This window comes from Microbispora bryophytorum (assembly GCF_043197435.1).
Classification (GTDB): Bacteria; Actinomycetota; Actinomycetes; order Streptosporangiales; family Streptosporangiaceae; genus Microbispora; species Microbispora bryophytorum.
Window position 1 is genome coordinate 1 of record NZ_JBICTF010000011.1, and the last position, 23481, is coordinate 23481.

Genomic DNA, 23481 nt, shown 5'->3' on the forward strand with positions numbered 1-23481 from the left:
CTCAGTACCGATGTAGTTGTGGTTGAGCATCCGAGCCTCTTCCTGGGCCAGGACGACAACCCGCCGCGCACGGTCGGTGAACCTCTCGAACATCTCGTCGCTCCTCACGAAGCGGTCAGGCGAGCACGGGAGATCCGGCCCGTCGTTCCGCATGGTAGCCCTGGCCCGGCGACCCACTCCTTGACAGAAGGGTTCCCCAAGCGCAGGGCGTTCATGCTCTATCCAACCCCCTGCTGGGGGTGACGTGTTCCCGATACGCCGCAAGCGAACGAGGTTTTAAGGGAGCGCAAACACAATCGCGCGGTTATGCGATCGTCAGGTCCTCCGACGACTGCCATAACCGCGCGATCAGGGTTCGAGTTAGGAAGTGCTCCGCAGATCTTGCCGTAGCGGGGATCGTCCAGGCGGATGCCACCGCAAGGTGGAGACGGCGCCAATAGCAGAGCTATAGGTGCCGGCTCCGGGCCCTGCGGGGATTCCCTGCCTGCGAGAAATCTTCGCGGGCAGGGCGACAACGCAGCCAGGTGCCGCCCGGACAACCGCAGTAGGCGGGAGATCTGAGGCCCACCGCCTAGTGCGCGTCCTCGTACGCTTGGACGATCGAGGCGGCAATGCGGCCGCGCTCGCTCACGGGGTGCCCGTGAGACTTCGCCCAGGCGCGGATCTCGGCGCTCTTCTCGCGGGTCATGGCTCGCTGGCCCCCACCGCCCGCACCACCACGACGGCGCCCGCGGGCCTGCCCGCTGTCCGCGCGCCGCGCGCTGCCGACGAAAGGCGACAGAGCCTCGCGAAGCCTCTTCGCGTTGCCGTCGCTCAGGTCAATCTCATATGACGTGCCGTCAATCGCGAAGGTGACCGTCTCATTGGCCTCGCCGCCATCGAGATCGTCGATGAGAATCACCTGCGTGTGCTTGGCCATCCGGCAATCCTTTCGCAGCCCATAGTTTGATTCGTCAGCCAAACATATACCCGGTTTCCCCTGGCTGACAATTCAAGGTTGCGGATTCTCAGGAACCTCTGAGTCCGGTGACTTCTCGCGTGGCTCCCGTGCCGTACGGAGGCCCGCCGCGTCGGAACGTACCAACTTTACGATGCCGTAGACGACCACGCCGGCGACGGCCACGGAAGGTATCAAGGCGGACAATACCTCTGTCATTCTGCCTCGCTCGTGCCGGGGGTGTCATTAGGTGCACCCCGAGGAAATTCCGAGGACGCGGCCAGGCCACCGGCCTTCTGACCGGGCCCGGCGCCCCGATACGACCATAGCGCTGGGAGGGACCGGGCGCGTCTTCCGGGGTGCCCCTGGGGGGCCGGGGTAATCCTCGTCTCTCCAGCGGCCTTACCGGATGCACTCGAAATCGTACCCAAAAGGCCGACCCCCGCGGTCACCGATCCTGGGCCGTCCGGCCGTTTCAACCGCTTGCGCGCTTCCCGGGCGACAGCGGGCCGCCGGGCCGCGCGCCCCCCTGTTTCGCCGGGCGCCTGCCGTCGCCGCAGGTGAGGGGCTCGCGGACCAGGACGGACAGGCACGGGGCGGACAAGTGTGAAGCGGCAAACACCTCGTGCGGAAAAGGGCGGACCGGGGACGTACGGCCGTTGAAGAGCTCGGCTGAAACGACGAGCCGGCGCGACGGCCGGATCTTCACAAGGGTCCCGGCAGCCTTCTCGTACGGCGCGCGCGCCTCGCGCGATATACGCGCAAGCAGATCGCCACCACCCCGAAGCCTCGTAAAAAGAGAGGACCGGCCGGTTCCTTCAAGATCAACGGGCGGGCGGTCTGAAGATCGAAAAAAGGAGCGGGCCACAATCACCTGGACGGCCCGAACGGCCGCGGCGTCAGAGTTTCCCACGGCCAAACGATCCCCGCATTCCCCGGACGCCGCCTGCCGCGGGGTGTAGCGGGCGGGCTTCCGCGAGCGCCATAAGGCCCTGTGCGGCTCCATACTGCCCCATAAGCGCCCCTGACGGTTCCTTAAGCCGTCCGTGGACGGATATGGCCCGGGGACGACTGGGCGAGTGTTAAGGATTGGCGCCGGGGGCGGTCTCGCGGTCATTGGGCACCTCTCGGGACGGTGAACCCAAGCATGGCATGCCCGGGAGGCCCCGCAAGGATTTTCCGTCACAGCCGGGTGAGCGGACTGTGCGGACGCAGCCATAGCGATCCATAGAAAAACGGGGCCGATGGTCCGTTCCATCGACCCCGTCCGTCGTCGTTACTTGACCTTCACCACCACGGTGTTGGCGACCTTGTCATGCAGCGCCTGATGCAGCGGCTTGTCCCACAACAGCCACAGCACGTTCAGAAGAGAGCCGACGTACGCGAGGTAGCTGATAACGGGAATCCACTGCAGGAACTCGAAAGCGTAGAACACGCCGGCGCGCTTGAGCGCGGCGTCCTGCGGAAGCCCGCCCGCGTCGAGAGTGCCGCCGACCGGAACGACCTTGATGCCCATGGCTTTCTTGCCGAGCGTCTGCCCCTGCGCCCGCAGCATGAGGAATTCGTAGACGACCATGACCAGACCGCCCAGGATCGCCGTGAGCAGCGTCGCCAGGAAGTAACCGCTTCCGGGGTTGTAAACCCCGCTCGCGAGGTCGACGCTCGCGTCGGTGACGACGATTCCCGTGATCACCAACGTGATGATCGCGAGAGGAATGCCGACGATCACGCCGTCGATGATGCGGGCGACGAGACGCTGCCACCACTCCGCGAGCGGCGCCGGGGCGCCGGGGGGAATCGGCCCCGCGGCGGGGTACGGCTGGCCGAAGCCGGGCTGGCCATAGCCCGGCTGGCCGTACTGCTGCTGCCCGTAACCGGGCTGCTGGCCGTAGCCCTGCTGCTGGCCCTGCTGAACGCCGTAACCCTGCTGCGGGCCGGTCTGGCCGTACCCCTGCTGCCCGTAGGCCTGCTGCTGGCCGTAGTCCTGAGGGGCGGCCTGCTGCCCGTAACCGGGCTGCTGGCCGTACTGCTGCTGGCCCTGCTGGCCCTGCTGGGCGCCATAGCCCTGCTGCGGGCCGGTCTGGCCATACCCCTGCTGCCCGTAGGCCTGCTGCTGGCCGTAGTCCTGAGGGGCGGCCTGCTGCCCGTAACCGGGCTGCTGGCCGTACTGCTGCTGACCCTGCTGACCCTGCTGGGCGCCATAGCCCTGCTGCGGGCCGGTCTGGCCATACCCCTGCTGCCCGTAGCCCTGCTGCTGACCGTAGTCCTGAGGACCGGTCTGCTGGCCGTACTGCTGCTGGGCCTGCTGGGCGCCGTAGCCCTGCTGGGCGCCGTAGCCCTGCTGGCCGTACCCCTGCTGCGGGGCGGTCTGGCCATAGCCCTGCTGACCCTGCTGGCCCTGCTGGGCGCCATAGCCCTGCTGGCCGTACTGCTGCTGGCCCTGCTGGGCGCCGTAGCCCTGCTGCTGGGCGGCCTCCTGGCCGTAGCCCTGCTGCGGGGCGGGCTGACCGTACCCCTGCTGGCCGTACTGCTGCTGGCCCTGCTGGGCGTAACCCTGCTGGCCGTAGCCGCCCTGGGCGGGGTCGTAGCCGGGCGGCTGCTGGGGACCCGTGTGCTGTCCCGAGTGGCGATTGCTCACGACCGTGACGTCGGGGTCATAGTCCTGGGGCTGTCTGTCCGTGCCGTACCCGGCGTTCGATGAGGGCGGTGGCGTTCCGTCCGACTCGTCCTGGGGGTACGGCGGCTGTCCGGTGCTCACCGTGTCACCTCGTTTCGAAGACGCATGCGCCGCACGTCCCTAGCACACGCTGATATTGCCAAAAGTAGCGACAGGTGTATCAACAGTCACCTTTGCAGCAGCCGACAACCATCGTCAAGATCAGCGATCAATGATCGACAAAGGGGTCAATGACGGTCGATGTGCAGCAACATCCGGGTGTTCCCCAGCGTGTTCGGCTTGACGTGCTCCAGGTCGAGAAACTCCGCGACGCCCTCGTCGTACGACGCGAGCAGTTCCGCGTACACCTCCGGGGAGACGGGGGTGCCCTGGATGGGCCTGAAGCCGTGCCTGGCGAAGAACTCCACCGCGAACGTGAGGCAGAAAACCCGCCGCACGCCGAGGTCCCTGGCGGTCTCGATGAGCGCGCCGACGATCCGGTGGCCGATGCCCCCGCCGCGCGCCGCGGGGTCCACCGCGACGGTCCTGATCTCGGCCAGGTCCTCCCACAGCACGTGCAGCGCGCCGCAGCCGACGACCTGCCCGCCCCTCTCGGCCACCCAGAACTCCTGGACGTCCTCGTACAGCGTGACCGTGCTCTTCTTGAGCAGGCGGGAACCCACACCCGAGTACGCGTCGACGAGGCGCCTGATCGCCCGGACGTCCGGCGTCCTGGCTCGGCGCACCGTCACGGCCGTGGCACTCGATCCACTGGATGTCTGCGCGGCGACCTGCTCCATGACCGGCCAGCCTAGCCGGAGCGCGGCCGATCCCACACGGTCGGCACGGAGCATCCCGAACGAATAACGGTCATTCCCAAACGCCATACCCGACATGAGGTTTGACGGTCCGTAGCCGCCAGGATACGGACGGATGCATGACCGCCGCCCGAGGTGCCATCCGGGTTCGTCCCAGTTTTTCCACCAGCCCAGACCACCCATCGAAACTCACAGATCACTCGAAACGCAGGTGAACAGGGACGTATCACTACCGATCCCGTGACCCGACCGTGATCATTTGGTTGTCAAACGTAGACGAGTTTCGGAGTTCTGGTTGAGCAAGAACTCGCGGTGCACTATCGTCCAGCGACGATGCCGGTCTTCGTGAGCGCTCATGGCGACCGGACGCCGAATCCTCGAAGCACCCAGTGCGAAGGGGAGCCGGGGACCCAACTGCAGGATCAGGATCGGTTCGATCCCGGATCGTCAAGGGGTGAATCCACAAGGTAGGGCTACTCCGGCCCGAACCCGTCAGCTAACCCGGTAGGCGCTCAGCAGTGCCCCGCCGTACGGCCCGTCGCGACGACGGGCCCGCCGCGGGGCACACGTGGGAGAGGAGCTCGGTTGCGCACGCGTGGAGGACGGCAGGCGGGCAGGCACGCTCGCGGCCGACAGTCCGGATCCGGCACGGCCGGTCCGGGTGCCATCCGCCGTCTGGCGTTCGTCGGCGTCGCGATCAGCGCGATCACGTTCGGCGCGCCGGTGGTCAGCGCCACCGCCGACCCCAAGCCGAGCCTCAAGGAACTCACGGCCCAGGTCGAGGACCTCTACACCGAGATCGAGACCCTCAGCGAGCAGTACAACGGCGAGCGCGTGCGCCTGAAGACGGCCGAGCGGTCCGCCGACCTCGCCAAGAAGAACCTCGCCAAGAGCGAGGCCGAGCTCGCGGTCCGCCGGCAGAAGGCGAGCGCCCTCGCGCAGCACTCCTACATGACCAACGGGCTCGGCAACGCGCTGGTGCTCATCGACAGCGACGCCGACCCCCGGCGATACCTGGACCAGGCCTCCACGACGTACGCGCTGGAGCTGCGGGAGAGCCAGGAGGTCGCCGAGGTCACCAAGGCCATGGACGCCGCCGCACGGGCCAGGGAGAGCGCCTCCGCCCGGCAGGCCGAGGTCAAGAAGCTCCTCAGCGGGCTGGACTCGCGACGCGACAAGATCACCAAGCTGATCAAGAAGACCGAGAGCAGCCTCTACCGGCAGGTCTCCCAGACGATCGGCAGCGAGACGCGCAGCAGGACGGCGTTCCCCATCATCGGCGACGGCAAGGCCGCCCAGGCGGCGCGCTGGGCTCTCGGGCAGCAGCTCAAGCCGTACGTGTGGGGCGCCGAGGGCCCCGGCTCCTTCGACTGCTCCGGCCTGGTCATGGCGGCCTACCAGTCCGTCGGCATCAGCCTGCCCCACTACACCGGCAACCAGTGGACGGCCGGCACGCACATCCCCCGTGACCAGCTCCGCCCCGGCGACCTGGTGTTCTTCTACTCCGACCTGCACCACGTCGGCATCTACATCGGCAACGGCTACATGATCCACGCGCCGCGCACGGGAGACGTCGTCCACATCGCGAAGATCGCCGGACGGCCGTTCGCGGGAGCGGTGCGCGTCGCCGACTGAGCCCCCCTCGGCGGCCTGCCGTCGAGAAGGTCAGATGAGGCGGCGGCGTGCCGCCCAGGCGACGGCCTCGATCGCGGTCGCGACGCCGATCCGGTCGCAGATGCACCGCAGCCGGCGCCGCACGGTGCGCCCGCTGACGTCGAGACTGCGGCCCACCCGGTCGGCGGTCACACCCTTGGCCAGCTCCGCGAGGAGAAGCAGATCCTCTTCGGTGAGACCGGCACGCTCAAGGTCCGAGGCGCGACTGTCACCTCGGTAGACGACCTCGGGAATACTCATCGTCCGCCCTCCCCCACGACGATGCTTTCGTCGGCCCACCCTTCAGGGAAGGTAAACGCCTCCACTGAAGGTCGTCAAGGTTCGGAGTGAGAGCACCGGTCGCACACCTCCCGGGCCGCCTCGACAATCCTCCACGTGGAATTCGGCCCAGCGCCGCGCCAGCGGGCCCATGCCGCACCTGGAGACGTACGCGCTCGGCTGGGGCGTGGCGGGCGCCGACGGGCCCGGCTCCGGGACGTCGCGAAGCCGGCTGAGGCCGGACGGCCATGCCGTCCGGCCCGTTCGCGCGCCGGAGATGGGACGCCGCAGATCGGGACTGACCGATCAGACGCGAGCGATCAGGTCTGACCGATCAGGCGTGACCGATCAGCTCGCGCACCCGGTCGCGGCCCACGGCCAGCAGCAGCGTGGGCAGCCGCGGGCCGGTGTCGCTGCCGACGAGCAGCCGGTAGAGCAGGGCGAAGAAGGCGCGCTGCGCGGCCTTCAGCTCCGGCGTGGCCGCCTTCGCGTCCATGTCGAGCCCGGCCTGCACCTTCGGCACGCCGTACACGAGGGTGGTCAGCCCGTCGAGCGACCAGTGCTCGCCGAGGCCCTCCGCCAGCAGGCGCAGCGACTCGCGGTCCTGCGTGCCGAGCGTGTCGAGCAGTTCCTTGTCGGGCGTCTCGCGCACCTGCGTGCGCTCCTCCGCGGGCACGTACGTGTTCACCCAGTGCTGGGCGCGGTCGAGCCGCGGCCGCAACTCGTCCAGCCCGCCGATCTCCGGGTCGAACGCGCGCAGGATGCGCAGCGTCTGCTCCTCGTGCCCGGTGGCGATGTCCACGACCGAGGCGAGCGTCCGGTAGGGCAGCCGCCGCGGCGTCTCCGGCAGGACCCGGGAGGCCGTGCTCGACGCGCGGCGGTAGGCCGACTGGTCGGCCGGCAGCGCCGTGCCGTCCTGTACCTTCCTGGTCAGCGTGTCCCACTCGTCGTACATCCGCTGGATCTCCTGGTCGAAGGAGACCTTGAACGACTGGTTGGGACGGCGGCGGGCGTACAGCCAGCGCAGCAGCGCGGGCTCCATGATCGACAAAGCGTCGGCCGGGGTCGGCACGCCGCCCTTGGAGCTGCTCATCTTGGCCATGCCGCTGATGCCGACGAAGGCGTACATCGGCCCGATCGGCTGCGGGGCGCCGAACACCTCACGGACGATCTGGCCGCCGACGACGAACGACGAGCCCGGCGAGCTGTGGTCCACGCCCGACGGCTCGAAGACCACGCCCTCGTAGGCCCAGCGCATCGGCCAGTCGACCTTCCACACCAGCTTGCCGCGGGTGTGCTCGGACAGCAGGACGGTCTCGCTGTGGCCGCACACGCAGGTGTACGACATCGCGGTGGTCTCGTCGTCGTACGACGTGACCGTGGTCATGTCGCGGTCGCAGACCGAGCAGTAGGGCTTGTAGGGGTAGTAGCCGCCCGCGCCGGAGCCGTCGTCCTCGTTCGCGGCCCCCGAGCCCTCCAGGGCGGCGGCCTCGTCGGCGTCCGCGACCTCCTTGGCCTTGGCCTTCTTGGTGCGGTACTGGTCGAGGATCGCGTCGATCCGCCGCCGCTCGCGCATGGCGAGCAGCACCTGCTCCCGGTAGGCCCCGGAGCCGTACATCTGCGTCTGGCTGATGCCGTGGAACTCCACGCCCAGCTCCGCCAGCGCGGCGATCATCGGCGCCTTGAAGTACTCGGCCCAGTTCGGGTGCTCGCTGCCGGGCGGGGCCGGGACGGAGGTCAGCGGCTTGCCGATGTGCTCGTTCCAGGCGGGGTCGACACCCACGGGGACCTTGCGGAAGCGGTCGAAGTCGTCCCACGAGATGATGTGGACGCACTCGTGGCCGCGCCGCCTGATCTCGTCGGCCACCAGGTGCGGGGTCATCACCTCACGCAGGTTGCCCAGATGGATCGGGCCGGACGGGCTGAGACCGGACGCGCAGACGACGGGTTTGCCCGGTGCGCGCCGTTCAGCCTCGGCGATGACCTCATCGGCGAAACGCGCCACCCAGTCGGCGTCCATCACGTCAGTCCTCTCTGAACGGGATCCTGGCCTCTATGGTCCCGTACGCGAGGGAGTCGTCAGGACGCGTTCCGGGCGTAGACCAGCCGCAGGCCGATCAGCGTGAGCCAGGGCTCGTGCACGTCGATCGTACGGGCCTCACCGATGACGAGCGGCGCACCGGTGCCCGTGGCCACCACGGTGACGTCGTCGGGGTCGGCGGCCAGCTCGGCCGTCATCCGGTCCACGATGCCGTCGACCAGGCCCGCGAAGCCGTAGATGATGCCCGACTGGAGCGCCTCCACGGTGTTCTTGGCGATGACCGAGCGGGGCCGGACCAGCTCGACCTTGTGGAGCTGGGCCCCGGCCGTGGCCAGCGCGTCCACCGAGATCTCCAGACCGGGCGCGGTCACCGCGCCGACGTACTCCCCCCGGGCCGAGACGGCGTCGAACGAGGTGGCCGTGCCGAAGTCCACGATCACGCACGGCCCGCCGTACAGGGCGGCGGCGGCGAGCGCGTTCACGATGCGGTCGCTGCCGACCTCCTTCGGGTTGTCCATCCGGACCGGGACGCCGGTGCGGACGCCCGGCTCGACCACCACCGCCGTGACGTCGCCGTAGTAGCGCCGGGACATCTCCCGCATCTCGTTGAGCACCGACGGGACCGTGGAGCAGATCGCGATGCCGCTGATGTCGGCGTCCTTGAGCAGCGGCGACTGCCCGAGGAGACCCTGGAGCACCACCGCGATCTCGTCCGCCGTACGGCGGGGGTCGGTGGCGATCCGCCAGTGCTCGATCACCTCTTCACCCTCGAACAGGCCCAGCACCGTGTGGGTATTGCTGACGTCGATGGTGAGCAGCATTCCCCGATTATGCATCACGAAGATCTAGACCAAGGTCGAGTGCCGGGGCCGAGTGCGTGAGCGCACCGACCGCCAGGTAGTCGACCCCGGTCGCGGCGACGGCGCGGGCCACCTCCAGGGTCAGCCCGCCGCTCGACTCCAGCCGCGCCCGCCCGGCCACCAGCCGTACGGCCTCGGCGAGCTGGTCCACGGTGAAGTTGTCGAGCAGGATCTCCTCGGCGCCCTCGGCCAGGACCGGCTCGATCTGGTCGATCCTGTCCACCTCGACCTCGATCGGCAGGCCGGGGAAGGCCTGCCGTACGGCGCGGAACGCCTCGGCGACGCCTCCGGCGGCCACGACGTGGTTGTCCTTGATCAGGGCGGCGTCGTGCAGGCCCATCCGGTGGTTGACCCCGCCGCCGGCCCGTACGGCGTACTTCGCGAGCGCGCGCAACCCGGGCAGGGTCTTGCGGGTGTCACGGATCCGGGCGCCGGTGCCCTCCACCGCGTCCACCCAGCGGCGGGTCTCGGTGGCGATCCCGGACAGGTGGGTGAGGAAGTTGAGCGCGGTCCGCTCCAGCGTGAGCAGGTCCCTGGTGGCGCCCCGCACGGACATCACCACGTCGCCGGGGCGCACGCGGTCGCCGTCGGCGGCGTGCCGCTCGACCTCGACCGGCCCGTCGGCCTGGCGGAAGACGGTCTCGGCCACGGCCAGCCCGGCCACCACGCCCTCCTTGCGGGCCACCACGTCGGCGACGGCCCGCTGGTCCGCGGGAATGGTGGCGACCGAGGTCACGTCCTGTCCCCCGGCCAGGTCCTCCTCCAGCGCGGCGCGGACGAGCCCGAGCACGGCGTCCGGGTCGAGGCCGGTCTTGTCCAGCTCGTTCCGCAGTTCCTCGTGAGGCGTGTACGTCAAGGTCAGTCCCTCCGCCGTCAGGGCGATGTCGATGTGCGCCCGCCAGTGGGCGTCGTCGCGGTCGGGGTGGTCCTCCCGCCAGTGCGAGCCGCGGGTCTCCTCGCGCACGGCCGCCGCGGCGACCAGCGCGGAGGCCACCGTGAGGAGGTTGGTCGCCTCCCACGACTCGGTGCAGGGCTCGACCGCGACCGGCGTCCAGCGGGCGTCGGAGAGCGCACGGGCGACCTGCGCGAGGCTCCGGTCGCTGCGCAGCACCCCGGCGCCCCCGCTCATGTGGCTCTGGATCCTCGGCCGCGTACGCGGGTCCACCAGGCCCTCGGGCCGGTCGTCGGCCGGGACGGGCTCGTGCGTCGCGCGGTCGCGGGTCAGGTTCCCGGCCGCCAGATCGGCGGCGATGCGCTCGCCGTAGACGAGCCCTTCCAGCAGGGAGTTGGAGGCCAGCCGGTTGGCGCCGTGCACACCCGTGCAGGCCGCCTCTCCGCAGGCGTACAGGCCGGGAACGCTGGTCCTGCCGTATAGGTCGGTGCGCACGCCGCCGCTCGCGTAGTGGGCGGCGGGGGCGACGGGGATGGGCTCGGTGACGGGGTCGATGCCGTGCTCGCGGCAGACGGCGAGAATGGTGGGGAACCTGGACCGCCACTTGTCCTCGCCGAAGTGGGTGGCGTCGAGGTAGACGTGGTCGGCGCCGGTCCGCGCCAGCTGACGCATGATCGCCTTGGCGACCACGTCGCGGGGCGCGAGGTCGGCCAGCTCGTGCACCCCCCGCATGAAGCGCTCGCCGCTCGAGTCGATCAGCACCGCGCCCTCGCCGCGCACGGCCTCGGAGACGAGGGGCTGCTGGCCGGTCGAGCCCTCCCCCAGCCACAGGACCGTGGGGTGGAACTGCACGAACTCGATGTCCCTGACCACCGCGCCGGCCCGCAGCGCCAGCGCCACGCCGTCTCCGGTGGACACCACAGGGTTGGTCGTGGCCGCGTATACCTGGCCCATGCCGCCGCTGGCCAGCACCACGGCCCCGGCCCGTACGGCGCCGACGCCGTCGCGGGCGCCCTCCCCCATCACGTGGAGCGTGACCCCGCAGGCGCGGCCCTCGGCGTCGAGGAGGAGGTCGAGGGCGAGGGCGTGCTCGATGACCTCGATGCGGGGCTCGGCCAGCACCGCCTCGGCCAGGGCCCGCTGCACCTCGGCGCCGGTCGCGTCGCCGCCTGCGTGCACGATCCGGTTGCGGTGGTGGCCGCCCTCGCGGGTGAGCTGGAGCTCGCCGTCGGTGTCGCGGTCGAACTCGGCGCCGTGGCTCATCAGCCGCTTCAGCGCGTCGGGGCCCTCGGTGACCAGGACGCGGACGGCCTCCTCATCACACAGGCCGACCCCGGCGACGAGCGTGTCCCTCAGGTGCTCGTCGGGGGTGTCCTCGGGGTCGAGGACGGCGGCGATGCCGCCCTGGGCCCACCGGGTGGACCCGGCCGACAGCACGTCCTTGGTGACCACGAGCACCCGCGCGCGGGGGTCGAGTTCGACGTGGCGCAGCGCCACGGTGAGGCCGGCGATGCCGGACCCGATCACGACGGCGTCGGCCTCGACGGTCCAGCCGGGTGCGGGGGCGGTGAGTCTGCGTGCGAGCGCCACCATGAGGGGATCCCCTTTCGTCATAATGACGATAACGCCCCCCTGGCGATGGTGACGCCCCGCCCCCTCCTCCTAGGGGCACGCCGCGGGGGCGGCGCCTGTCGCGGGGCCGGTGCCTGCCGCAGGGGCGGCGCCTGTCACGGGGCCGGTGCAGAGCTGCGCGGTCAGAGTGGCGCGGGCCCATTCCTCCCACTGGTCCTGCGACCAGCCGCGGTCCTGGACGAAGAGCAGGTACAGCTGCGGGCTGAGCAGGCAGAACAGCAGATCCGCCGCCATCTCGACGGAGACGTCCGGCCGGGCGCCGGGTTTGCCCACGAGCGCCTGGGCCGCGGCGTGCTGCACGACATAGCGCGGGTCGGGGCCGTCGGGCCATCCCGCGGCGATCTGCGGGTCGGCGGCCCCGGCGGACTCGATCATCGGCATGAGCGGGGCGACCCGGCCGAGGATCTCACTCGTGCCGCGGACGTGCGCCCGCAGTTGGTCGGCCGCGGCGGGCTCGGCGCACGCGGCGCGGAACCACTCACGGTCCATGATGGCCACCGGCTCGATGTCGCCGGCGATGGACGTGTCGACGACGTCCTTGAACAGCGTGCGCTTGTTGCCGAAGGCGAAGTAGACCGTCTGAACGGCCACGCCCGCCCGGTCGGCGACCTCCTGCAGGCTCGTCGCCCCGTAGCCCTGCGCGACGAACAGCTCCCGCGCCGCCTGGATGACCTTCTCCCGGGTGCGGCGCGAGCGCTCGGCCCGTTTGTCCGGCCGCTTGACGATGTCCATGATGCGAGTATATCTCTAGAGTTCATCACTAGAGTTTGACTCTAAAGAAGTGGAGCGAGGCCATGAACACGCCGAACACCGCCCGGGGCACGAACAACGCAGACCGGGTCGGCAGCGGACCGGACCAGGAGCCGGACCAGGAGGAGGCCGTGCTGCGGGAACTGGAGGAGTACTACCGAACCGGCAAGCCGCCGTGGGATTCGGGCGTGACACCGCCCGAGCTGGTCGCCCTGATAGAGGGACGCGGGGAGAGGCGCGGGGAGGGGGACGGCGCGCTGCCGCCCGGCCGCGCTCTGGAGCTCGGCTGCGGCACCGGAACCAACGCGATCTATCTGGCCCGGCACGGCTGGGAGGTCGTGGCCGTCGACCTGGTCGGCCGCGCGATCGAGCAGGCCCGGGAGAAGGCCGACGCGGCGGGAGTGGCCGTACGGCTCCTGCACGGAGACGCCACCCGGCTCGACGAGCTGGACGCGTCCGGCCCCTACGACCTGTTCTTCGACCTGAGCTGCTTCTGCGGCATCCCGCCGCACCGCCGCGACGCCTACGCCGCCGGGCTCACCAGCCGTGCCGCTCCCGGCGCACGGCTGCTGATGTTCGGGTACGGCCCCGGAGTGCTCGACGACAAGTTCTCCGGGGTCACCGCCGACGAGTTGCGCGCCAGGTTCACCGGCTGGGAGCTGGCCGACATCACACCGGGGACGAACCCGTTCCCCACCTTCTGGTTCACGCTGCGGTACGGGGGAGCCTGAGCCGCCGCGACCTCTACAGGGTCAGGACCACGTTGTCGATGAGGCGGGTGGTGCCCACCTTGGCGGCCACGGCCAGGATCGCCTCGCCGCGGTGGTCGTCGCCGGCCGGCGCGAACGTCGCCGGGTCGGCCAGGATCAGGTAGTCGAGCAGCAGCGGCGGGTCGAAGCGGGCGGCTTCCTCCAGCACGGCCCGCGCGGCGTCGAGGATCCCGGCCGGCCCGGCGGTCTGGCCCCGCGCCGCGCCGGCCCGCAGCGCCCGCGACAGGGCGAGCGCGGTGCGGCGGTCGGCCTCGGACAGGTACCTGTTGCGGCTCGACAGCGCGAGGCCGTCCGGCTCCCGCACGGTCGGGGCGCCGACGATCGACACCGGGACGTCGAGGTCGGCCACCATCCGCCGGATCAACGCGAGCTGCTGGGCGTCCTTCTGCCCGAAGACCGCGACGTCCGGCCGTACGAGGTTGAACAGCTTGAGCACCACGGTCAGCACACCGTCGAAGTGGCCGGGCCGGAAGGCGCCCTCGACCACCCCGCCCATGCCGCCGGCCGAGACCTCCACCTGGCGGTCCGGCAGGTACATGTCGTCGGCCGAGGGCGTGAAGACCACGCGCACACCCTCCTCCTCGCACACTCGGAGGTCGGCCTCGAACGTACGGGGATACCGGGAGAAGTCCTCGTCGGGGCCGAACTGCAGGGGGTTGACGAACACGCTCACCACCACGTGGTCGGCGTGTTCGCGTGCCAGCCGCATCAGCGACCGGTGGCCCTCGTGGAGCGCCCCCATCGTGGGGACCAGGGCGATCCTCCCGGGGCCGAGCTCGTCCCTCGCCTTGTCGAGGGCGGCGCGGTCGGCGGCGACGGTCAGGTCCATATGTTCCCTCCCAGGGCGTCCAGAAGGCGTTCGGCCGCCTCCGGCTTGAGCAGGCCCGCCGCGAGCGCCCGGTCGGCGGTGAGCCGCGCGAGGGCGACGTACGCGTCCGCGGCCTCGGGGGCGGCCAGGATGAGCGCGTCGACGTGCTTGCGCACGGTGCCCGCGTCGCCGCGGACCACGGGCCCGGTGAGCCCGCTGATGCCGAGACGCAGCACGTTGTCGAGTGCCGCGCTCAGCAGGGGGCCGAGCATCCGGCCCGGATGCTCCACGCCGATCTTCGCGAGCAGTTCCTGCGACTCGGCGACGAGCGTCACCATGTGGTTCGCGGCGCCGGCCAGGGCGGCGTGGTAGAGCGGCCGGTCACGGTCGGCGATCCATACCGGCTCGCCGCCCATCTCGATCACCAGCGCCTCGGCCACGGGCCGCAGCAGGTCGGGCGCCGTGACGCCGAACGAGCAGCCGTTGAGCCGGGTCAGGTCGTCGCTCCTGCCGGTGAACGTCATCACGGGGTGCAGCGCGAGCGGCAGCGCCCCCGCCTCGGCCGCAGGGTCGAGCACGCCCAGGCCGTACGCGCCGCTGGCGTGCACGAGCAGCTTGCCGCGCAGGTCGGCGCCGGTGGCGGCGAGACCGGAGACGAGACCGGGGAGCACGTCGTCCGGCACGGTCAGCAGCACGAGATCGGACCGGGCGATCACCTCGTCCGGCCTGCTGAGCGCCAGGCCGAGACGGTCGGCGGCCCGCCGCGCCGACGCGTCGGACACGCCGCTTGCCGCCACCACCCGATGACCCGCGAGCATGAGCGCGGCTCCGAGCACGGAACCGACGCGTCCCGCGCCCAGCACTCCTACGGCGAGCCGCGCCGGGCGGTCACTTGTCTCCATGACGCCTCCCTCGGTTCAGCGTAGCGGCGGCGCTCCCGCCCGCCCGGGCGTGGCCCAACGGTCGGATTTTGTCCCATTTCTCCCGGGCCTATGTTGAGCCACAAGTACGAAAGTGACTACTTTTCGTTACGGCCTCGGCGTGTCGGTAACCTTGGGCCCCGTGGAGGTCACCTGGCGGGAGGCCATGCGGCGGGCGCTCTACGGCGCGGAGGGCTTCTACCTGCGGGAGCGCCCCGACCGGCATTTCCGCACGTCGGTGCAGGCCTCGCCGGTCTTCGCCGAGGCCGTGCTGCGCCTGCTCCTGCGGGTCGACGCCGCGCTCGGGCGGCCCGACCCGGTCGATCTCGTGGACATGGGCAGCGGTAACGGCCTCCTGGCCGCCCGGGTGCGGGCCGCCGCGCCGCCGGACCTCTCGAAGCGGCTGCGGGTCACCGCCGTCGACCTGTCCCCCCGGCCCGGCGATCTCGATCCGCGCGTCGCCTGGGAGCCGGAGGCGCCGTACGGCGCGGGCGGCCTGGTGATCGCCAACGAGTGGCTGGACAACGTGCCGCTCGACATCGCCGAGATGACGCCGGACGGCCCTCGCCTGGTGCTCGTGGACACCTCGACCGGCGAACAGCGGCCCGGGCCCGCTCCCGGCCCGGATGACCTGGCCTGGCTGGAGCGCTGGTGGCCGCTGCGCTCACCGGGAGAACGCGCCGAGATCGGCCGTCCCCGCGACGAGGCCTGGGCCTCGTTGATCACGCGGCTGGCGTGCGGCACGGCGGTCGCCGTGGACTACGCCCATCCGGCCAGACGACGGCCACCGCTCGGCACGGTCGCCGGATATCGCGACGGCTCGGTGGTGCCGCCGACACCGGACGGGTCGTGCGACATCACCGCCCACGTCGCGCTGGACGCCTGCGCGGCGGCCGGCGAGCGGGCGGGGGCGCAGGCGTCCACGCTCACCACGCAGCGGGAGGCGCTGCGGGACCTGGGAGTCACCGGCGCCCGCCCGCCGCTCGCGCTGGCGTCCGCCGATCCGGCCGCATACGTACGCGCGCTGGGCCGGGCCTCCCAGGAGGCGGAGCTGATCGACCCGGCCGGTCTCGGCGGCTTCGGCTGGCTCAGCCAGGTCGTCAGACGGTGACCTTGAGGGACTCCAGGCCGCGCATGATGTAGCTGGGCTTCCAGGCAGGCTCCTCGGCGAGCTCCAGCCTGGGCGCCAGCCCCAGCAGGGCGCCGAACGACTCCGCCATCTCGACCCGCGCGAGCGGTGCGCCGAGGCAGAAGTGGATGCCGGCGCCGAACGAGATGTGCGGGTTGTCCGCCCGGCCGAGGTCGAGACGGTCGGGATCGGCGAAGACCTCGGGGTCGCGGTTGGCCGAGCCGAACAGCAGCGCGATCTCCGTGCCCCTGGGGATCGTCACCCCGCCGACCTCGACGTCCTCCAGCACCCACCGCTCGAACATCTGCGCCGGGGTGTCGTAGCGCAGCAACTCCTCAACCGCCGTCGGCATCAGGCCGGGGTCGGCGCGCAGCCGCTCCAGCTCACCCGGGTTGCGGAACAGCGCCCACCACCCGCTGCCGGTGGCGTTGACCGTGGCCTCGTGCCCGGCGTTGAGCAGCAGCACGCAGGTGCCGATCAGCTCGTCCTCGGTCAGCCGGTCGCCGTCGTCGACCACCTGGGCCAGCGCCGAGATCATGTCGTCGCCCGGCCGATCCCTGCGGGCCCTGGCCAGCTCGCGCAGGTAGCCGGCGAACTCCGCCGCCGCGCGCACGGCCGTGTGCTGGACCTCCGGCGAGGGGTTCAGCTCGTACATCCCGCAGATGTCGGCCGACCAGGGGCGCAGCAGGTGGCGGTCGGCCTCGGGCACACCGAGCATCTCGGCGATCACCGTGACCGGCAGCGGCTCGGCCACCTCGGCCAGCAGGTCCCCGCCGCCGCGCTCGACCAGTCCCGCGGTCAGCTCGGTCGCGATCTTCCGTACGCGGGGACGCAGCGACTCGACCATGCGGGGGGTGAACGCCTTGGACACCAGGCGGCGCAGCCGCGTGTGGACCGGCGGCTCGACGTCGAGCATCCCGGCTCGGATCACCCGCCAGAACGGTTCCTGGAACTCCGGCTCGGGCTCGCGGCCGAACGCCTCGTGCGTCGCCACGTGCAGGTAGGACCGGCCGAGACGCCGGTCGCGCAGCAGCGCGTTCACATCCGCGTGGCGGGCGATCAGCCACTGCCCCGTCGGCTCGAAGAAGCTGACCGGATCGTTGTCGCGCAGGTCGCGGTAGGCGTCGTAGGGGTACGCGATGAACTCGGCATTCCAGGGATCAAACTTCACAATGGACAACAATACGGATGAAAGACCTCGCCTGGGAGTACGGGCGTGCGGGTCCGTCATGGCGTAGGTTGGGCCGATGCCGAAGCGCCGCGAACAGCCTCGCAGGGAGCCCCGCGAACTCGGCGAACTGCCCTATGCCGATCACCTTGAGCCGTTCAAGGGGCGGCTCGCGCAGGGCGGCGACTACGACACGGTCCTGTTCGACGGGGGCGAGTTCGAGGACGCCGACGCGTCCGGCGCCCGGTTCATCGAGTCGGCGTTCGCCTCGGTGACGTTCGCCGGCGGCCGATACCGGCGCGCCCGGTTCTCGGACGTGTGGCTGAACGGCGTGCGCTGGGTGGGCGGCGACCTCACCGAGTCCGTCTGGGCGGACGCGGAGATCGTCATGAGCGCCCCGGCCGGCACGGCGCTGCCCGGCGCCGAGATGAACCACGTGCTCTTCCACCGGTGCAAGCTCGACTCGGTCAACTTCCGCGCCGCCGACCTGCGGGAGGTCTCGTTCGTCGAGTGCACGCTGCGCGACGTGGACTTCGCGGGCGCCGCGCTGACCGGCGTAACCTTCCCCGGCTCGACGCTGGAACGGGTGCGGTTCGACAAGGCGCGCATGTCCCGGGTGGACCTGCGCGGCGCCGTGTCCCTGGGCATCTCCGACGGCTACGACGCGCTGCGCGGCGCGACCATCAGCGGCGTCCAGCTGATGGAACTCGCGCCGATGTTCGCCCACATCCTGGGTGTCACGGTCGACGACGGCTGACTTCGGCTGGGCCACCCGGACTTGCGGCCGGAGGGCGGTGTCGGGTTATAGTGCCGTCCAGGTCATGAGTGCCAGCGTCAAGCCCCGGCTTGCTGGCCGGCAACCCTCGCGCTCGCGGCGGGGTGCCCCGGGTGAGGACCGGGTCCGGCACGAGGTGTGCCGGGCAAGCGCGGGCTCCGCCTCTCCGATGCCATGGCCGGGGTCCCCGACCCGAGGAGCATGGCGTTGTCCGCACTCACCTTCGTCCAGCAGGCCGTCACCCGCATCTCCGAGCACGATCTCGCCCCCGTGCGCCTACCGGCTGTCGTGGGCGCCGACCTGGAGGTGCCCATCAGGGGCGGCAGGCTGGTGCAGTACGCGAACCTCGACTACGCGGCGAGCGCGCCCTGTCTGGAGCCGGTGAACGCCGCCGTCGCGGCGGCGCTGCCGGCCTACTCCAGCGTCCACCGGGGTGCGGGCTACGCCTCGCAGCTCACGACGGCCAGGTATGAGCAGGCCAGGCACACCGTGCGGGCCTTCGTCGGCGCCCGCCCCGGCGACGCGCTCATCTTCGTGCGCAACACGACCGACGCCATGAACCTGCTGGCCCGCAGCCTCCCCGAGGGCACCACCGCCGTCGTGTTCGAGACCGAGCACCACGCCTCGCTGCTGCCCTGGCAGAAGGCCGTACGGCTCGCGCCGCCCGCCTTCCCCGGCGAGGCGATCCGGGCGGCCGACGAGGCGCTGGCCGCCATCGACGGCCCGGCCCTGCTCGTCGTGACCGCGGCCTCCAACGTCACCGGCGAGCTGTGGCCGATCGCCGGACTGGCCCACATCGCCCACCGGCACGGCGCGCGGATCGCCGTGGACGCCGCCCAGCTCGTGCCCCACCGCGAGCTGAACCTGGCCGCGCTCGACCTCGACTACGTGGCCTTCTCCGGGCACAAGCTCTACGCCCCGTTCGGCGCCGGTGTGCTCGTCGGCCGCCCCGACTGGCTCGCCTGCGCCGACCCGTACCTGCGCGGCGGCGGAGCCGTACGGTCCGTGGGCGAGACGGTGGACTGGAGCGACGACCCCGAGACGCGGCACGAGGCGGGCACCCCCAACGTGCTCGGCGCGATCGCGCTCGCCGCCGCCTGCGACGCGCTCACCGCGACGGGCTGGGCCGCGCTGGTGCGGGATGAGGAGCGGCTGCTCGCCCGCCTGCGCGCCGGGCTCGCCGCCATCCCCGGCGTACGCGAGCTGTCGCTGTGGGGCCAGGACCACCCGCGCGTCGGCATCGTGTCGTTCACCGTCGAGGGCCGTACGGCCCGCGAGGTCGCCGAGGCGCTGTCGGCCGATTGGGGCATCGGCGTCAGGGACGGCAAGTTCTGCGCCCACCCGTTCGTCCGCCACCTCCTCGGCGGCGGGGAGGACGGCGCTCAGGAGGACGGCGGCTGCGCGGACGGCACGTTCAGCGCCGTACGCGCCTCGGTCGGCATCGGCACGACCACCGAACACGTCGACCGCCTCGTCGAGGCCCTGCGCGAGATCGCCACCGCCTGACGACGGAAGGTGAGGCCGGGGGTCTCGCTCAAGAGGTCCCCGATCAAGCGGCGTCCGTCGACCTCTCGCTGACCGGCAGGCGCAGCGTCCGATCACCGAAGTCGACGACCAGGTCCAAGCGGGCCCCGAGCGCCTCTACATAGCGAGCGATAACGTCGAGAGAGGTGACCTCTCCATGCTCGATCTGTGAGACCCGGGCGACGCTCAGACCCATGACAGCCGCGACGTCCCTCTGACCGAACCCAAGTTGCTTTCGCGCCTCGGCGAGCTGATGACCGCGCGCCTCGGCGAGAAGCTTTCTGGCGCCCTGCTCGATCACGGAAGGGGAGACGCCGGCCTCGTGCAGTTCCCGCTCGAGGTCGGCCCAGTCCCCCGGCACTCTCTTAGGCATGTTCACTCCTCGCCGTCGCTGGTGTAGTCGACATAAGGCTGTATGGCCAGGGGGATGTTCTCCTTGTACCACCGGTTCCAGTTCCCGGCTTTGTCACCGCCAAGCAACAGCAGCGCCGCCCGCGTAGGGTCGAAGGCGAAGATGATCCTGATCTCCGATCGCCCGCGCGATCCTGGGCGCAGTTCCTTGAGATGATGCAGGGAGCTTTCCTTGAGCCGGTCGACGAGGGGCCTGCCCAGCGTTGGCCCCTCCTCCCGGAGAGCGGCGACGGCCTGAGCGACCTGAATCGCCGAGTCGACATCCTCCTTGAGGAGCGTCCTGAACCAGGCGGCATACTCATCTGTGACCTTCACCGTCCACGCCAAGAGTGCCCTCCCGAAATTAAGGCTATCCTTAAGTCGGGCAGTAGGCTACTGCCGTTGACCTGAGACGGTGGTCGAGTTCGTCTGATGCCTTCGCCGTCTTCGCTCCCCCGTGATGGGCGTGAAAGCATGGACGGTATGACGACCGAGCAGGAGGGCGGGCGCACCGAACGCATCGTGGGGCTCGGCGCCGGAGCCGACGCCGTGCAGGCGAGGGAGCTGGCCACCGAGGACATGATCCTCAACATCGGCCCGCAGCACCCCTCCACCCACGGCGTGCTGCGGCTGCGGCTCGTCCTCGACGGCGAGCGCATCACGGCCGCCGAGCCGATCGTCGGCTACATGCACCGCGGCGCGGAGAAGCTGTTCGAGGTGCGCGACTACCGGCAGATCATCGTGCTCGCCAACCGGCACGACTGGCTGTCGGCGTTCGCCAACGAGCTGGGCGTCGTGCTCGCGGTCGAGCGCATGCTGGGCATGCAGCCCCCGGCCAGGGCGGTGTGGGCCAGGACGCTGCTGGCCGAGCTCAACCGCGTGCTCAGCCACCTGATGTTCCTCGGCAGCTATCCCCTGGAGCTCGGCGCGATCACGCCGGTCTTCTACGCCTTCCGCGAGCGGGAGACCCTGCAGCACGTCATGGAGGAGATCTCCGGCGGCCGCATGCACTACATGTTCAACCGGGTGGGCGGGCTGAAGGAGGAGCTGCCCCTGGGCTGGCTCGACCGCGTCACGGCGGCCGTCGCGGCCGTGCGGCGGCGACTGCCCGACATCGAGGAACTGATCGCCGGCAACGAGATCTTCCTGGCCCGCACCCGCGGCGTCGGCGTGCTCGACCGCGAGACGATCATGCAGTACGGCGTGAGCGGCCCCGTCGCGCGGGCCTCGGGCGTCGACTTCGACCTGCGGCGCGACGAGCCCTACCTGGCGTACGGCGAGCTGCCGGTGAAGGTCGTGACCCGGTCGGCCGGGGACTGCCAGGCCCGGTTCCAGGTGCTGCTCGAACAAGTTAAGGTCTCCCTCGACCTGGCCAACGCCTGCGTCGAGCGCCTGCGGCACCTGCCGCCGGGGCCGATCAACCAGCGGCTGCCGAAGGTGCTGAAGGCGCCCGAGGGCCACACATACGCCTGGACGGAGAACCCGCTCGGCTTGAACGGCTACTACCTGGTGTCGCGGGGCGAGAAGACGCCGTGGCGGCTCAAGCTGCGCAGCGCCTCCTACAACAACATCCAGGTGCTGCGGGAGATGCTGCCGGGCAACCTGGTCGCCGACATGATCGCGATCCTCGGCTCGATGTTCTTCGTGGTGGGCGACATCGACAAGTAGATCGGCGCGTTGCCGTCACGTCTCCCCGGAGGGCTTGCCGGGCACCCGGCAGCAGTGCTCCAGGAACAGCGCCGCGCAGATCAGGATCACGCAGGCCACGAACGACCCGCCTCCGACGAACGCGTCCTGGCGGGGCTTGTCCAGGTCGAGCAGTTCGAGCACGTGCACCACGAACCCGGCGAAAATGCCGCCGAACGCCGCCGCGACGTACGCCGTGGCCTTCGCCAGCGCCGCCAGGCGGGCCACGGCCAGCGGGTCGACGGGCTTGGTGTCCGGGCGGCGCAGGATCCTCGCCCGGGTCAGCCAGCCCGTGTACGCCTCGCCGACGGCAAGCAGCAGCGTGGTGGGGATCGCGGTCCAGGGCAGGGTCGGCACCGTGGAGTAGAACTGCCGCAGCAGCCCCCAGGTGAGCAGGCCGAACACGGCCACGAGGCCGACGAGCACGCCGGGATTGCTGGGCTTCACACGGGGCTCCTCGTCGATCAGGCCGGGGGTTCGAGCACGAGGTCGGGCCGCAGCCGCACCCCGCTCTGGTCCAGGTCGGCCAGCAGGGCCGCCGCCGGCCCGCGCCCCGGCAGCACCGCCGCGGGATCCGCCTGCGTCCACGGGACCAGTACGAACGCCCGCTCGTGCGCCCGGGGGTGCGGGAGTGTGAGCTCGGGGTCGTCCGACATGAGACTCCCGACCGTGATGAGGTCGACGTCGAGCGTGCGCGGGCCCCACCGCTCCCTGCGCTCGCGGCCGAACGCGCTCTCGACGCTCTGCGCGCGGTCGAGCAGCGTGCGGGGGTCGAGCATGCTCTCGGCGACCACGACCGCGTTCAGGTAGGGCCCCTGCTCGGGGCCGCCGACCGGGTCGGTCTCGTAGACCGGCGACACCGCCACGAACGTGAGCCCCGGAGCGTCGAAGAGCTCGTCGACGGCTCCCTGCAGGTTCTCCAGGCGGCGGCCGAGGTTGCTGCCGAGCGCGATCACGACCCTCATCCGCGACCCCTTCTGATCGTCACCACCACGTCGCCGAACGGCAGCGGGATCGGCGCGGCCGGTTTGTGCACGCTGACCTCCGCCTCCTCGACCAGCTCGTGGGCCAGGCAGGCCGCCGCGAGCCGCTCGGCGAGGGTCTCGATGAGGTTGACCGGCTCGCCTTCCACGATGTGGACGAGCTCCACAGCCAGCGCCCCGTAGTCCACGGTGAGCGTCAGGTCGTCGGCCGCCGCCGCCGGAGCGGTGTCGAACCTCAGGGCCACGTCGATCACGAACTCCTGGCCCAGCTCGCGCTCGGCGGGCAGGCAGCCGTGCCTGCCGCGGGCCCGCAGGCCCGTCAACCGCACCGTGTCACGACTGGTCGTCGGCCGCACCGTCAATGCTCCTGCTCCTCCTCATCGTCGTCGTCGTCGCTCTGCAGGACCGGTGAGCCGTGGTAGAGCCACAGCCGCCACCCGGTCCCGGACCGCACATAGGTGCTGGAGGCGACGACCCGGCCGGCCGCGAAGCCCGGCTCGTCGGTGTCGGCGGCCGTGAGGATGTTCTCCGCGCAGGTGACCACGGCGACGTCACCGATCACGGTCGTCTGCACGTCGGTCAGCACGAACTGGATGTACGTCGTGTTGGCCATGATGAGCGCCCAGGACCGCAGCACCTCCGACCGGCCGGTCAGCATGGGCCAGCCGGGGTGGACGCACATGGCAGGACGTCCTGGGACGTCCTCCGTCCAGATCTCCGACATCTTGTCGAGGTCGCCGCTCTCGATGGCGTTGTAGAACGCCTGGTTGAGCTCCTCGATGTCCTTCATCGGCGTCCCTGTCGGCATGT

The 23481-nt window shown here is 70.9% G+C and carries 23 protein-coding genes and 2 riboswitches; of the genes, 6 read left to right on the top strand and 17 right to left on the bottom strand.

Annotated features, from left to right (window positions below):
* Positions 1 to 571 precede the first annotated feature (571 nt).
* The 3 genes from ACGFIB_RS30275 to ACGFIB_RS30285 form a co-directional block, all read right to left on the bottom strand.
* On the bottom strand, positions 572 to 919 hold the full coding sequence (locus tag ACGFIB_RS30275) for a histone-like nucleoid-structuring protein Lsr2 (protein ID WP_142575581.1): 348 nt from the start codon (positions 917 to 919) through the stop codon (positions 572 to 574).
* 1294 nt (positions 920 to 2213) lie between these two features.
* Positions 2214 to 3695, bottom strand: coding sequence for an RDD family protein (locus tag ACGFIB_RS30280; RefSeq protein WP_393376535.1), 1482 nt, complete (start codon positions 3693 to 3695; stop codon positions 2214 to 2216).
* Positions 3696 to 3841: 146 nt separating this feature from the next.
* Positions 3842 to 4393 carry an amino-acid N-acetyltransferase gene (locus ACGFIB_RS30285; protein ID WP_142575583.1) on the bottom strand — a complete coding sequence of 184 codons (552 nt, stop codon included), beginning with the start codon at positions 4391 to 4393 and terminating at the stop codon, positions 3842 to 3844.
* A 375-nt stretch (positions 4394 to 4768) separates the two neighbouring features.
* A riboswitch (cyclic di-AMP (ydaO/yuaA leader) is annotated at positions 4769 to 4937 on the top strand.
* Between the two features lie 59 nt (positions 4938 to 4996).
* Between ACGFIB_RS30285 and ACGFIB_RS30290 the strand changes: the two genes are divergently transcribed.
* On the top strand, positions 4997 to 6046 hold the full coding sequence (locus tag ACGFIB_RS30290; protein ID WP_223854261.1) for a C40 family peptidase: 1050 nt from the start codon (positions 4997 to 4999) through the stop codon (positions 6044 to 6046).
* A 30-nt stretch (positions 6047 to 6076) separates the two neighbouring features.
* On the opposite strand, the gene ACGFIB_RS30295 is transcribed toward ACGFIB_RS30290, so the two are convergent.
* The 5 genes from ACGFIB_RS30295 to ACGFIB_RS30315 form a co-directional block, all read right to left on the bottom strand.
* A complete protein-coding gene (locus ACGFIB_RS30295; protein WP_142575584.1) occupies positions 6077 to 6325 on the bottom strand; it encodes a helix-turn-helix domain-containing protein in 249 nt (82 codons plus the stop codon).
* A 352-nt stretch (positions 6326 to 6677) separates the two neighbouring features.
* Positions 6678 to 8363 carry a lysine--tRNA ligase gene (lysS, locus tag ACGFIB_RS30300; RefSeq protein WP_393376537.1) on the bottom strand — a complete coding sequence of 562 codons (1686 nt, stop codon included), beginning with the start codon at positions 8361 to 8363 and terminating at the stop codon, positions 6678 to 6680.
* Between the two features lie 59 nt (positions 8364 to 8422).
* Positions 8423 to 9205, bottom strand: a complete 783-nt coding sequence (locus tag ACGFIB_RS30305; RefSeq protein WP_142575586.1) for a type III pantothenate kinase — start codon at positions 9203 to 9205, stop codon at positions 8423 to 8425.
* Between the two features lie 7 nt (positions 9206 to 9212).
* Positions 9213 to 11750: an L-aspartate oxidase gene (locus ACGFIB_RS30310; protein ID WP_393376539.1), complete on the bottom strand. Its 2538-nt coding sequence runs from the start codon at positions 11748 to 11750 to the stop codon at positions 9213 to 9215.
* 48 nt (positions 11751 to 11798) lie between these two features.
* Positions 11799 to 12500: a TetR/AcrR family transcriptional regulator gene (locus ACGFIB_RS30315; RefSeq protein WP_393376540.1), complete on the bottom strand. Its 702-nt coding sequence runs from the start codon at positions 12498 to 12500 to the stop codon at positions 11799 to 11801.
* Between the two features lie 62 nt (positions 12501 to 12562).
* Between ACGFIB_RS30315 and ACGFIB_RS30320 the strand changes: the two genes are divergently transcribed.
* Entirely contained in the window at positions 12563 to 13249 is a 687-nt protein-coding gene (locus tag ACGFIB_RS30320) for a class I SAM-dependent methyltransferase (RefSeq protein ID WP_357266079.1), read from the top strand.
* Between the two features lie 13 nt (positions 13250 to 13262).
* On the opposite strand, the gene panC is transcribed toward ACGFIB_RS30320, so the two are convergent.
* Both panC and ACGFIB_RS30330 read right to left on the bottom strand, forming a co-directional pair.
* Complete coding sequence (gene panC / locus ACGFIB_RS30325) at positions 13263 to 14117, bottom strand: pantoate--beta-alanine ligase (RefSeq protein WP_142575590.1); 855 nt, start codon at positions 14115 to 14117, stop codon at positions 13263 to 13265.
* Positions 14108 to 14998 (bottom strand): Rossmann-like and DUF2520 domain-containing protein, encoded by an 891-nt coding sequence (locus ACGFIB_RS30330; protein ID WP_142575591.1) that lies wholly within the window; start codon positions 14996 to 14998, stop codon positions 14108 to 14110. The genes panC and ACGFIB_RS30330 overlap by 10 nt, the downstream gene beginning before the upstream one ends.
* Positions 14999 to 15158: 160 nt before the next feature.
* Here ACGFIB_RS30330 and ACGFIB_RS30335 point away from each other — a divergent pair, with 160 nt between their 5' ends.
* On the top strand, positions 15159 to 16127 hold the full coding sequence (locus ACGFIB_RS30335) for an SAM-dependent methyltransferase (RefSeq protein ID WP_357238747.1): 969 nt from the start codon (positions 15159 to 15161) through the stop codon (positions 16125 to 16127).
* On the opposite strand, the gene ACGFIB_RS30340 is transcribed toward ACGFIB_RS30335, so the two are convergent.
* The gene (locus tag ACGFIB_RS30340) at positions 16117 to 17316 is read right to left on the bottom strand and encodes a cytochrome P450 (protein ID WP_229689970.1); all 1200 of its coding nucleotides are present in this window, start codon (positions 17314 to 17316) and stop codon (positions 16117 to 16119) included. The genes ACGFIB_RS30335 and ACGFIB_RS30340 overlap by 11 nt on opposite strands.
* 76 nt (positions 17317 to 17392) lie before the next feature.
* Here ACGFIB_RS30340 and ACGFIB_RS30345 point away from each other — a divergent pair, with 76 nt between their 5' ends.
* Both ACGFIB_RS30345 and ACGFIB_RS30350 read left to right on the top strand, forming a co-directional pair.
* Positions 17393 to 18070 (top strand): pentapeptide repeat-containing protein, encoded by a 678-nt coding sequence (locus ACGFIB_RS30345; protein ID WP_357238743.1) that lies wholly within the window; start codon positions 17393 to 17395, stop codon positions 18068 to 18070.
* 60 nt (positions 18071 to 18130) lie between these two features.
* Positions 18131 to 18246, top strand: a riboswitch (SAM riboswitch).
* 88 nt (positions 18247 to 18334) lie between these two features.
* On the top strand, positions 18335 to 19594 hold the full coding sequence (locus ACGFIB_RS30350) for an aminotransferase class V-fold PLP-dependent enzyme (protein WP_393376765.1): 1260 nt from the start codon (positions 18335 to 18337) through the stop codon (positions 19592 to 19594).
* A 43-nt stretch (positions 19595 to 19637) separates the two neighbouring features.
* On the opposite strand, the gene ACGFIB_RS30355 is transcribed toward ACGFIB_RS30350, so the two are convergent.
* Positions 19638 to 19985 carry a helix-turn-helix domain-containing protein gene (locus ACGFIB_RS30355; RefSeq protein WP_393376542.1) on the bottom strand — a complete coding sequence of 116 codons (348 nt, stop codon included), beginning with the start codon at positions 19983 to 19985 and terminating at the stop codon, positions 19638 to 19640.
* Between the two features lie 2 nt (positions 19986 to 19987).
* Positions 19988 to 20350: a type II toxin-antitoxin system RelE/ParE family toxin gene (locus ACGFIB_RS30360; protein ID WP_393376543.1), complete on the bottom strand. Its 363-nt coding sequence runs from the start codon at positions 20348 to 20350 to the stop codon at positions 19988 to 19990.
* A gap of 135 nt (positions 20351 to 20485) precedes the next feature.
* On the opposite strand from ACGFIB_RS30360, the gene ACGFIB_RS30365 reads away from it, so the two are divergent.
* Positions 20486 to 21670 carry an NADH-quinone oxidoreductase subunit D gene (locus tag ACGFIB_RS30365; RefSeq protein ID WP_393376545.1) on the top strand — a complete coding sequence of 395 codons (1185 nt, stop codon included), beginning with the start codon at positions 20486 to 20488 and terminating at the stop codon, positions 21668 to 21670.
* 15 nt (positions 21671 to 21685) lie between these two features.
* Here ACGFIB_RS30365 and ACGFIB_RS30370 read toward each other — a convergent pair whose 3' ends face one another.
* The 4 genes from ACGFIB_RS30370 to ACGFIB_RS30385 are packed head-to-tail and all read right to left on the bottom strand — an operon-like array spanning position 21686 to position 23479.
* Positions 21686 to 22135, bottom strand: coding sequence for a DUF3180 domain-containing protein (locus ACGFIB_RS30370; protein WP_191054913.1), 450 nt, complete (start codon positions 22133 to 22135; stop codon positions 21686 to 21688).
* Between the two features lie 17 nt (positions 22136 to 22152).
* Positions 22153 to 22653 (bottom strand): 2-amino-4-hydroxy-6-hydroxymethyldihydropteridine diphosphokinase, encoded by a 501-nt coding sequence (gene folK, locus ACGFIB_RS30375; protein WP_142575600.1) that lies wholly within the window; start codon positions 22651 to 22653, stop codon positions 22153 to 22155.
* Complete coding sequence (gene folB, locus ACGFIB_RS30380; protein ID WP_357238740.1) at positions 22650 to 23033, bottom strand: dihydroneopterin aldolase; 384 nt, start codon at positions 23031 to 23033, stop codon at positions 22650 to 22652. The genes folK and folB overlap by 4 nt, the downstream gene beginning before the upstream one ends.
* A complete protein-coding gene (locus ACGFIB_RS30385; RefSeq protein WP_223854263.1) occupies positions 23030 to 23479 on the bottom strand; it encodes a nuclear transport factor 2 family protein in 450 nt (149 codons plus the stop codon). Before ACGFIB_RS30385 ends, folB begins: the two co-directional genes overlap by 4 nt.
* Between the last annotated feature and the right edge of the window lie 2 nt (positions 23480 to 23481).